General features: G+C 68.2%; 8 protein-coding genes and 3 pseudogenes. 10 read left to right on the top strand and 1 reads right to left on the bottom strand.

Annotation, left to right across the window (positions count from 1 at the left end; genetic code table 11):
- Positions 1-20: 20 nt before the first annotated feature.
- A pseudogene (locus A9O67_RS01755) lies at positions 21-152 on the bottom strand (transposase); the annotation flags it as partial.
- Between the two features lie 142 nt (positions 153-294).
- Between A9O67_RS01755 and A9O67_RS01760 the strand changes: the two are divergent.
- The 10 genes and pseudogenes from A9O67_RS01760 to A9O67_RS01805 all read left to right on the top strand — a co-directional run.
- Complete coding sequence (locus A9O67_RS01760; protein WP_082955279.1) at positions 295-723, top strand: transposase; 429 nt, start codon at positions 295-297, stop codon at positions 721-723.
- A 55-nt stretch (positions 724-778) separates the two neighbouring features.
- Positions 779-1,343 (top strand): annotated as a pseudogene (locus A9O67_RS12860) (molybdopterin cofactor-binding domain-containing protein); the annotation flags it as partial.
- An 11-nt stretch (positions 1,344-1,354) separates the two neighbouring features.
- Positions 1,355-4,255, top strand: a complete 2,901-nt coding sequence (locus tag A9O67_RS01770) for a monovalent cation/H+ antiporter subunit A (RefSeq protein ID WP_068606803.1) — start codon at positions 1,355-1,357, stop codon at positions 4,253-4,255.
- Complete coding sequence (locus A9O67_RS01775; RefSeq protein ID WP_068606805.1) at positions 4,256-4,600, top strand: Na+/H+ antiporter subunit C; 345 nt, start codon at positions 4,256-4,258, stop codon at positions 4,598-4,600.
- Positions 4,597-6,234: a monovalent cation/H+ antiporter subunit D gene (locus A9O67_RS01780; RefSeq protein ID WP_068606807.1), complete on the top strand. Its 1,638-nt coding sequence runs from the start codon at positions 4,597-4,599 to the stop codon at positions 6,232-6,234. Before A9O67_RS01775 ends, A9O67_RS01780 begins: the two co-directional genes overlap by 4 nt.
- The gene (locus A9O67_RS01785) at positions 6,231-6,722 is read left to right on the top strand and encodes a Na+/H+ antiporter subunit E (protein ID WP_068606809.1); all 492 of its coding nucleotides are present in this window, start codon (positions 6,231-6,233) and stop codon (positions 6,720-6,722) included. The genes A9O67_RS01780 and A9O67_RS01785 overlap by 4 nt, the downstream gene beginning before the upstream one ends.
- A 38-nt stretch (positions 6,723-6,760) precedes the next feature.
- Positions 6,761-6,997 (top strand): K+/H+ antiporter subunit F, encoded by a 237-nt coding sequence (locus tag A9O67_RS01790; RefSeq protein WP_408033402.1) that lies wholly within the window; start codon positions 6,761-6,763, stop codon positions 6,995-6,997.
- Entirely contained in the window at positions 6,997-7,350 is a 354-nt protein-coding gene (locus A9O67_RS01795; protein ID WP_068606812.1) for a cation:proton antiporter, read from the top strand. The genes A9O67_RS01790 and A9O67_RS01795 overlap by 1 nt, the downstream gene beginning before the upstream one ends.
- Before the next feature lie 418 nt (positions 7,351-7,768).
- A complete protein-coding gene (locus A9O67_RS01800; protein ID WP_197484397.1) occupies positions 7,769-8,686 on the top strand; it encodes a helix-turn-helix transcriptional regulator in 918 nt (305 codons plus the stop codon).
- 7 nt (positions 8,687-8,693) lie between these two features.
- A pseudogene (locus A9O67_RS01805) lies at positions 8,694-9,464 on the top strand (type I restriction-modification system subunit M); the annotation flags it as partial.
- Positions 9,465-9,630: the final 166 nt, after the last annotated feature.

Raw genomic sequence — 9,630 nt, forward strand, 5'->3', positions numbered from 1 at the left:
GAGGCGTCCAAGCAGCCCTACTTGGCCCGCCACTTGTAGAAGGTCGCCGAGCTGATGCCCAGTTCGCGGCACAGATCGGGCACGCTCAGACCAGCCTCCGCCCGCTTGAGCGCGTCGATGATCTGGCTGTCAGTGAAACGCGATTTCTTCATGGTAGAGATTCTCCTTCGAGACTCTCTACTTCTCAGCGCACTGGTTTTGCGGGGGGATTACCCGTTGAAAAACTCCCCCGCAGCTGCCCGTGCGGCCGGTACCATGTGAGCGGCGGCGACGACGAGACAGCAGACACCGAAGATGAGAGGCACACAGAACATCCAGGGGGCGATGTTCAGCTACATCAGCCTCGAAGAGCGGGTACCGGCCAGACACCCGCTGCGCGAGCTGCGGGGCTTGGTGGATGCCTTGCTGGCCAACATGAGCGCAGAGTTCGAAGCGGTCTATGCCCGCCGCGGCCGCCCTTCGGTGCCGCCAGAGATGCTGCTCAAGGCGCTGCTGCTGCAAATTCTGTTTTCCATCCGCAGCGAGCGGCTGCTGGTGGAGGCCAAGGCCAAGCACTCGGCCATTGGAGAGGCCTTCGGCTGGATCAAGACCGTGGGCGGCCTGGCCAAGACCAAGCTGATTGGGCATGCCAAGTTGGCGGGGCAGGCGCTGATGTGCTTTGCCGCGTACAACCTGGTGCGCATGGGCTCCGTCGGGGGCTGGTGGGATGCGCACCATGTGTGATCGCGGGGGCAGTGCGCCCAAAATGGGCAAACGGCCCCCTAAGGGGGCGCCCAGGCGGCTGGCGCTGCTGGCGCAGCACCCGCGCCATGCCGGCGTGTTGCGGCTGGCGGCCGAGCGCGCCGGCTGGGGGCGGCTGCTGGCACCCGGGGCGGGGGGCGAGCGGCGTGGCCGCGGCGTGGCGGTGCACGAGTCGTTCCACAGCTACGTTGCGCAGGTGGCCGAGGTCACGGTGCGCGAGGATGGCAGCTACCGGGTCGACCGGGTGGTCTGCACGGTCGACTGCGGCATCGCGGTCAACCCGCGACGTGATCCGCGCCCAGGTCGAGGGTTCCATCGGCTTCGCGCTGTCGACCGTGCTCCACGGCGAGATCACGCTGCGCGATGGCGAGGTGCAGCAGTCGAACTTCCACGACTACCTGGTCGCGCGCATCACCGACATGCCGCAGGTGGAAGTGCACATCGTGCCCTCGGCCGCCAACCCGACCGGCATCGGCGAGCCGGCCGTGCCACCGCTGGCCCCGGCGGTGGCCAACGCGCTGGCCGCGGCCACCGGCCGGCGCCTGCGCTGCATCAGTAAACTTGCGGAAGTTACGAACGGGTTGCGGCGGGGCGGGCTCTAGAATCGCCCGTCATGTCCCTGTTCGTCCTTCTGGCCCTGCCATTTCTCGGCAGCTTCGTCGCTGCGCTCCTGCCGACCACCGCGCGCAACCTCGAGTCGCTGTGGGCGGCGGGCATCGCCGCCGCGATCGCGATCCCGGTCGCCCTGGCGTTCCCGGAGGTGCGTGACGGCGTCGTCCTGACCGAGCGGCTCGCGTGGATGCCCAGCCTCGGCATCGACCTGGTGCTGCGGCTGGACGGGTTCGCGTGGATGTTCGCGATGCTGGTCAGCGGCATGGGGCTGCTGGTCATCATCTACGCGCGCTATTACCTTTCGCCCGACGACCCGGCGGCGCGCTTCTACTCGCTGCTGCTCGGCTTCATGGGCGCGATGTTCGGCGTCGTGACCGCCGGCAACCTGATCCAGCTGGTGGTGTTCTGGGAGCTGACCAGCGTGTTCTCCTTCCTGCTGATCGGCTACTGGACGCACCGCAAGGACGCCCGGCGCGGGGCGCGCATGGCCTTCACGGTCACGGCCACCGGCGGGCTGGCGCTGCTGGCCGGCATGCTGCTGCTCGGGCACATGGTCGGCAGCTTCGAGCTGGAGGCCGTGCTGCAGTCGCGCGAGCGCATCGTCGGCCACGCGCTGTACCCGGTGATGCTGGTGCTGGTGCTGCTGGGGGCGCTGACCAAGAGCGCGCAGTTCCCGTTCCAGTTCTGGCTGCCGCACGCGATGACCGCGCCGACCCCGGCGTCGGCCTACCTGCACTCGGCCACCATGGTGAAGGCCGGCGTGTTCCTGATGGCCCGGCTGTGGCCGGTGCTGGCCGACACCGACCTGTGGTTCTGGATCGTCGGCGGGGCCGGGGCGATCACGCTGCTGCTGGGCGCCTACGCGGCGATGTTCCAGCATGACCTCAAGGGCCTGCTGGCCTACTCGACGATCAGCCACCTGGGCCTGGTTACGCTGCTGCTGGGCATGAACAGCCCGCTGGCGGCGGTGGCGGCGGTGTTCCACATGATGAACCACGCGACTTTCAAGGCCTCGCTGTTCATGTCGGTGGGCATCATCGACCACGAGACCGGCACGCGCGACATGCGGCGGCTCAACGGGCTGTACCGCCACATGCCGATGACCGCCAACCTGGCCATCGTCGCCTGCGCCGCGATGGCGGGGGTGCCGCTGCTCAACGGGTTCCTCTCGAAGGAGATGTTCTTCGCCGAGACCGTGTTCGTGAGCGCCAGCCCCGCGGTCGAGTACGGGCTGCCGGTCATCGCGACCATCGCCGGCCTGTTCGCGGTGGTCTACTCGCTGCGCTTCGGCCACGACGTGTTCTTCGACGAGGCGCCGCTGGAGACGCCGCGCAAGCCGCACGAGCCGGTGCACTGGATGCGCGTGCCGATCGAGCTGCTGGTGCTGGCCTGCCTGGTGGTGGGCATCTTCCCCGAGTTGTCCATCGGCCCGATGCTGGCCGCGGCCGCGGGCCCGGTGGTCGGCGGCGAACTGCCCGAGTACAGCCTGGCGATCTGGCACGGCTTCAACACGCCGCTGGTGATGAGCCTGGTTGCGATGCTGGGCGGCATCGCCGTCTACATGCGGTTCGGCCACCGGCTGAAATACCGCGCGCGCCGCGGCACGCCGGTGATCTGCCTGTTCGACGGGCGCCGCATCTTCGAGGCCGTGCTGACGCTCTGCACCGCGTTCGCCCGCCTGATGCTGCGCTGGTTCGGCACGCGGCGCCTGCAGGCGCAGATGCTGTGCCTGGTGGTGATCGCCGGGCTGGCGGGGCTGGCCTCCGCGCTGATCGTGCCGCTGGCCTGGGGCGACCGGGCCCGAGTGCCGGTCACGCCCGAGTTCGTCGTGCTGTGGGTGCTGGGCGGCGTCTGCGCGATCGGTGCGGCGTGGCAGGCCAAGTTCCACCGGCTGGCCGCGCTGACCATGCTGAGCGTGGTCGGCCTGGTGCTGTGCATCACCTTCGCGTGGTTCTCGGCGCCGGACCTGGCGCTGACCCAGCTGGCCGTCGAGGTGGTGACCATGGTGCTGTTCCTGCTCGGCCTGCGCTGGCTGCCCAAGCGCGTCGAGCAGGACGCGCCGGCGGTCGCGCTGCGCGCCTGGTGGCGCCGCCGGCGCGACCTGCTGCTGGCCGTGGCGATCGGCGTGGGGCTGGCAGCGCTGTCGTACGCGCTGCTGACGCGCAACGCCCCGCAGTCGATCTCGCCGTTCTTCATCGAGCACGCCCTGCCGCAGGGCGGTGGCACCAACATCGTCAACGTGATGCTGGTCGACTTCCGGGCCTTCGATACGCTGGGCGAGATCACCGTGCTCGGCGTGGTCGGCGTCACCGTCTACGCGCTGCTGCGGCGTTTCCGGCCGCCGCGCGAGGTGATCGACCGCCCGGCCCAGCAGCACGTGGTGCCGGAGGGTGTGTGGAGCGACCTGATGAGCCGCGAGGGCGAGAACCAGGTGCAGCGCTTCCTGGAGGTGCCGGCGGTGCTGGTGCGCCTGCTGCTGCCGCTGGCCGGAGTGTTCGCCTTCCACCTGTTCATGCGCGGCCACAACGAGCCGGGCGGCGGCTTCGTCGCCGGGCTGGTGGTCGCGATCGCGTTCATCGCGCAGTACATGGTCAGCGGCACGCGCTGGGTCGAGACGCGCATGCACCTCCTGCCGCCGAAGTGGATCGGCGTGGGCCTGATGATCGCGCTGCTCACCGGTGCGGGGGCCATGGCGGTGGGCCATCCCTTCCTGACCACGCACACCGCGCACGTCGAGCTGCCGCTGGTCGGCGAGTTGCACCTGCCCAGCGCCGCGCTGTTCGACCTCGGGGTGTTCTCGGTGGTGGTCGGGTCGACCCTGCTGCTGCTGACCGCCATCGCGCACCAGTCGCTGCGCGCGCGCCGCCGTCCGGCGGACGAGCATCAACATGGAGAGCATTGAATGGAAGTGGTGGTGTCCATCGCCATCGGCGTGATGGCCGGAGCCGGGATCTACCTGGTGCTGCGTCCGCGGACGTTCCAGGTGCTGATCGGGCTGTCGCTGCTGTCCTACGCGGTGAACCTGTTCATCTTCAGCGTCGGCAGCCTCTCGATCGGCAAGGAGCCGATCTACAAGCCCGGCCTGCCGACCGACCTGGCCCACTATGCCGACCCGCTGCCGCAGTCGCTGGTGCTCACGGCCATCGTGATCGGCTTTGCGACCACCGCGCTGTTCCTCGTGGTGCTGCTGGCGCTGCGCGGCCTGTCGGGCAGCGACCATGTCGACGGCCGGGACGAGCGTGCATGACGCCGGACCACCTGGTCGTCGCCCCCATCCTGCTCGCGCTCGGCACCGCGGCGCTGATGCTGCTGCTCGGCGAAGGTCGCCGGGAATTCATGTCGGTGCTCAACGTCGTCTCCACGGCCACCGGCCTTGGGCTGGCGATCGCGCTGCTGCGCGCGGTCGACGCCAGCGACGTGCCGGCCGCGTTCAGCGTCTACCTGCCCGGCAACTGGCCGGTGCCGTTCGGCATCGTGCTGCTGGCCGACCGGCTCTCGGCCATGATGCTGGTGCTGGCCGCCAGCCTGGGGTTGGCCTCGCTGCTGTACGCGCTGGCGCGCTGGCAGCACGCCGGGGTGTACTTCCATCTGCTGTTCCAGCTGCAGCTGATGGGCCTGTACGGGGCCTTCCTGACCGCCGACCTGTTCAACCTGTTCGTGTTCTTCGAGGTGCTGCTGGCGGCCAGCTACGGCCTGCTGCTGCACGGCGGCGGGCTGGCACGCGTGCGCGCGGGGCTGCACTACATCTCGGTCAACCTGTTCGCCTCGGTGCTGTTCCTGATCGGCGTGGCCATCCTCTACGGCGTGACCGGCACGCTCAACATGGCCGACATCGCCCAGAAGCTGCCCGACGTGCCGGTCAGTGACCGCGGCCTGCTGCATGCCGGGGCGGCGATCCTCGCGATTGCCTTCCTCGCCAAGGCGGCGGTGTGGCCGCTCAACTTCTGGCTGCCACCGGCCTACGCCTCGGCCAGCGCGCCGGCGGCCGCCTTGTTCGCCATTCTCACCAAGGTCGGCGTCTACGCGATCCTGCGGCTGTGGACGCTGTGCTTCCCGGCCACCGCTGGTGCCTCGGCACACTTCGGCAGCGACGTGCTCGTGTGGGGCGGCATGGCGACGATGATGTTTGGCGCCTTCGGGATGATGGCCTCGCAGCAGGTGGCCCGGCTGGCCGGCTTCAGCGTGATCACCTCGTCGGGCACGCTGATCGCGGCGATCGGCTTCGATGCCGAGGCGCTCAGCGCCGGCGCGTTGTTCTACCTGGCCAGCTCGACGCTGGCCGGCGGGGCGATCTTCCTGCTGGTCGAGCTGATGGAGCGCGCCCGCGACGTCGAGATGGGCCCCGAGGAGATCGACGACGGCAAGGATGCGCTGCCCGCGTTCATCGACGGCGAGCCGCTGCCCGGCACCAACTTGGACGACGACGAGGAGGCGCTGATCGGCCGCGCGATCCCCGCCGCGGTGGCCTTCCTGGGCGTGTCCTTCGCGATGTGCGCGATGATCATCGCGGGGCTGCCGCCGATGTCCGGCTTCGTCGGCAAGGTCGCGATGCTGTCGGCGCTGCTGGAGCTGGAAGGCACGGCCGCGTGGAGCATGTTCGTGGTGCTGATCGTCTCCGGGCTGCTCGCCGCCACCGGGCTGGTGCGCGTGGGCATCCGCCATTTCTGGACCTCGCAGGACCGGCCGGCGCCGCGGCTGCGGGTCGTCGAATGCCTGCCCATCGCCGGCCTGCTGGTGGCGGCTGCGGTGATGGTGTTCCAGGCCGAGGCGGTGCTCGGCTACGGCCGCACCACGGCCCGCGGCCTGCATGAGCCGACGCTGTACATCGAGGCCGTGACGGGCACGAAACCCGTCGAACCCATGACGAAAGGCACGCCGTGAGAAAGAAGCTGCTGCCCTCGCCGGGCCTGTCGTTCGGTATCTTCTGCGGCTGGCTGCTGCTGGCGCGCAGCCAGAGTGCCGGCCACATCGTGCTGGCCGCGCTGCTGGCGGTCGTGATGCCGTTGCTGATGTCGCCGCTGCGGCCCACGCCGGGCTCGATGCGCCACCTCGGGGTGCTGGTGCGTCTGATCCTGCGCGTCGGCGGCGAGGTGGTGCGCTCGGCGATCGACGTCGGGCAGGGCGTGCTCCAGTTGCGCCGGCAACCGCCGCGCGGCCGCTTCGTCGTGATCCCGCTGGAGCTGCGCGACGAGCACGCGCTGGCGGCGCTGGCGATGATCTCGGCGGTCATCCCGGGCACCGTGTGGTCCGAGCTGGCGCCCGACCGCAGCGCCTTGCTGATGCACGTGTTCGACCTGGACGACGAGGTGGAGTTCGTGCGCACCTTCAAGGCGCGCTTCGAGCATCCCCTGAAGGAGATCTTCGAATGAGCGAGATGCTGTCCATCGTCATCACGATCACGCTGGTGATGTACGTCGCCGGCATGGCCATCGGCATGCTGCGGCTGTTCCACGGCCCCACCGCGCAGGACCGCGTGCTGGCGCTGGACTACCTGTACGTCGCCGGCATGCTGGTGATGCTGGTGCTGGCGATCCGCTACAACAGCGAGATGTATTTCGAAGGGGCGCTGCTGATGGTGCTGTTCGGCTTCGTCAGCTCGATGGCGCTGGCGAAGTTCCTGCTGCGAGGCGAGGTGATCGAGTGATGCCGCCCTGGACCGAATTCGTCGTCGCGGCCCTGCTGCTGGCCAGCGGGGCGATGGTGCTGCTGTCGGGGCTGGGCCTGGCGCGGCTGCGCGACTTCTTCCTGCGCATGCACGCGCCGGCGCTGACCTCGACGCTGGGCGCCTGGCTGGTCACCTTCGCGTCGATCACCCACTTCAGCTCCACCGGCCAGGGCCTGAAGCTGCACGTGTGGTTGATCATCATCGTGCTGTCGATCTCGGCGCCGGTGACCACCGTGGTGCTGGCGCGCGCCGCGCTGTTCCGCCGCCGCCAGGCCGGCGACCCCCTGCCGCCGCCGCTCTACGAGCGCGCGCGCGGGCCGGAGAAGGGGTAGGGCAGCCCCAGGCGCCTGGCCGGGGACCGCGGGCACCGGCCGCCAACACGGCCAGCAGCCAACAAAAAAGCCAGGCAGCTGGCCGCCTGGCTTTCGTGATTCTGGTGGTGCTGAGGCGACGCCACGCGGCCTATCACGGCTGCAATGGGTTCCAATCATCACCAGTGGGCGCTGATCATATACGCTGCCGCCTTCTTTTGACACATCACTTGTCACGACCGCCCCATTTTTCGGACGCCGGTTCAATCCCCAAACACTGAATCGAACTCACCCCCCAGGGCTCAGATGCGTCCGTGTTGTTGTAGTCCAAGTTGTGGCGCATACTGTCATCAGTTTGATGATATGAACCGCCTGGCAATGGACAAGCATAAAACCAATCGCAGTCTTTCGGTCGTCGGTCTTGGATGAGGAGCCTTCGGTGACTCAGCCCCAGCGCGTCGAGACCTTGAGCCACGCCCAGCGCGAGCGGCTGGCCTACATCGACTTTCGGCTCTACTTTTTCGGTGAGATCGGCCGCCCCGACCTCATCGAGCGCTTCGGGGTGGCGCCGGCCGGGGCCACGCGCGACTTGGCGCTGTACCGCGAAATCGCACCGCAAAACATCCTCTTTGACGGCAGCCACAAGGTCTACCGGATCGGCCAGGCGTTCTCCCCACTGTTTGAGCACGCCCCGCAGCGCGTGCTGTCGGCGCTGGCGCATGGGTTTGGCGATGGCCTGAACGGCCCGGCCAGGCCCTTGCAGCCGCTGCTGCCGTGCGAATCGCTTGCCGCCCTATCCATCCCCAGGATGGAGGTGCTGGCCCCGGTCTGCCGGGCAATCCACGCCATGCGCCCCCTCGCCATCCGCTACCACTCGATGACGAGCGGCGAGACCGAGCGGGTCATCGTGCCCTTTGCCTTGGTGGATACCGGCTTGCGCTGGCACGTCCGGGCCTTTGACCGAAGGCGCGGCGAGTTTCGGGACTTCGTCGTCACCCGTATCGAAGCGCCGACGCTGCTCGACGAGGAGCCACAGGCCAACGAACGGCCGGACAACGACATCCAGTGGACGCGCATCGTCGAGCTGGACTTCGTGCCGCACCCGCGCCTTGAGCGCCCCGAGATCATCAAGATGGATTACGGGATGATCGAAGGCTCGGTCCGGATGCGCGTTCGCGCCGCTGTCGCGGGCTACATGCTGCTGCGCTGGAGTGTGGACTGCTCGCCCGACCACCGCCTCAAAGAAGAACAGTACCGCCTATGGCTCAGCGATCCGGCGGCGCTGTACGGCGTTGAGAACGCCAAGCTTGCGCCGGGGTATCAAGCCCCGGCAGCAAAGACATCACGCAAAGGATAAGAACACGATGGCAAAGAAGGACACCGCCAAGAACGGCAACGGAGGCCACCTCGGCTTCGAGGCCGAGCTTTTCAAGGCCGCCGACAAGCTGCGCGGCAACATGGAGCCCTCCGACTACAAGCACGTTGCGCTGGGGCTCATCTTCCTCAAGTACATCTCCGACGCCTTCGAGGCCAGGCACCAGGCACTGCTCACCGAAGACCCGGCCGCCGCCGAGGACCGCGACGAATACCTGGCTGAAAACGTGTTCTGGGTGCCGAAGGAGGCGCGCTGGTCGCATCTGCAGGCCAACGCGAAGAAGCCCACCATCGGCACCCTGATCGACGACGCCATGCGCGCCATCGAGAAGGAGAACGAATCCCTCAAGGGCGTGCTGCCCAAGGACTACGCCCGCCCCGCGCTCAACAAGGTCATGCTCGGCGAGCTGATCGACCTGATCTCCGGCATCGCGCTCGGCGAGGAGGGCAGCCGTTCGAAGGACGTCCTCGGCCGCGTGTACGAATACTTCCTCGGCCAGTTTGCCGGTGCCGAAGGCAAGCGCGGTGGCGAGTTCTACACCCCGCGCTCGGTGGTGCGGGTGCTGGTGGAAATGCTGGAACCCTACACCGGCCGCGTCTACGACCCCTGCTGCGGCTCCGGCGGCATGTTCGTGCAGTCGGACAAGTTCGTGCAGGAGCGCGGCGGCCGCATCGGCGACATCGCCATCTACGGACAGGAGAGCAACTACACCACCTGGCGGCTGTGCAAGATGAACCTGGCGGTGCGCGGCATCGATGCCTGAACCGTCCCGGGTTTTCGAGAGGCTCCAACCTTTGAGAAGATGGAGCCCAAATGAAACCTGTGAAGTTCTCTCCGGAAGTGCGCGAGCGTGCCGTGCGCATGGTCCTTGAGCAGCGTGACGAGTACCCCTCGCTGTGGCAAACCGCGGCGGCACCATCGCCCAG

This window comes from Tepidimonas fonticaldi (genome assembly GCF_001675355.1).
GTDB lineage: Bacteria > Pseudomonadota > Gammaproteobacteria > Burkholderiales > Burkholderiaceae_C > Tepidimonas > Tepidimonas fonticaldi.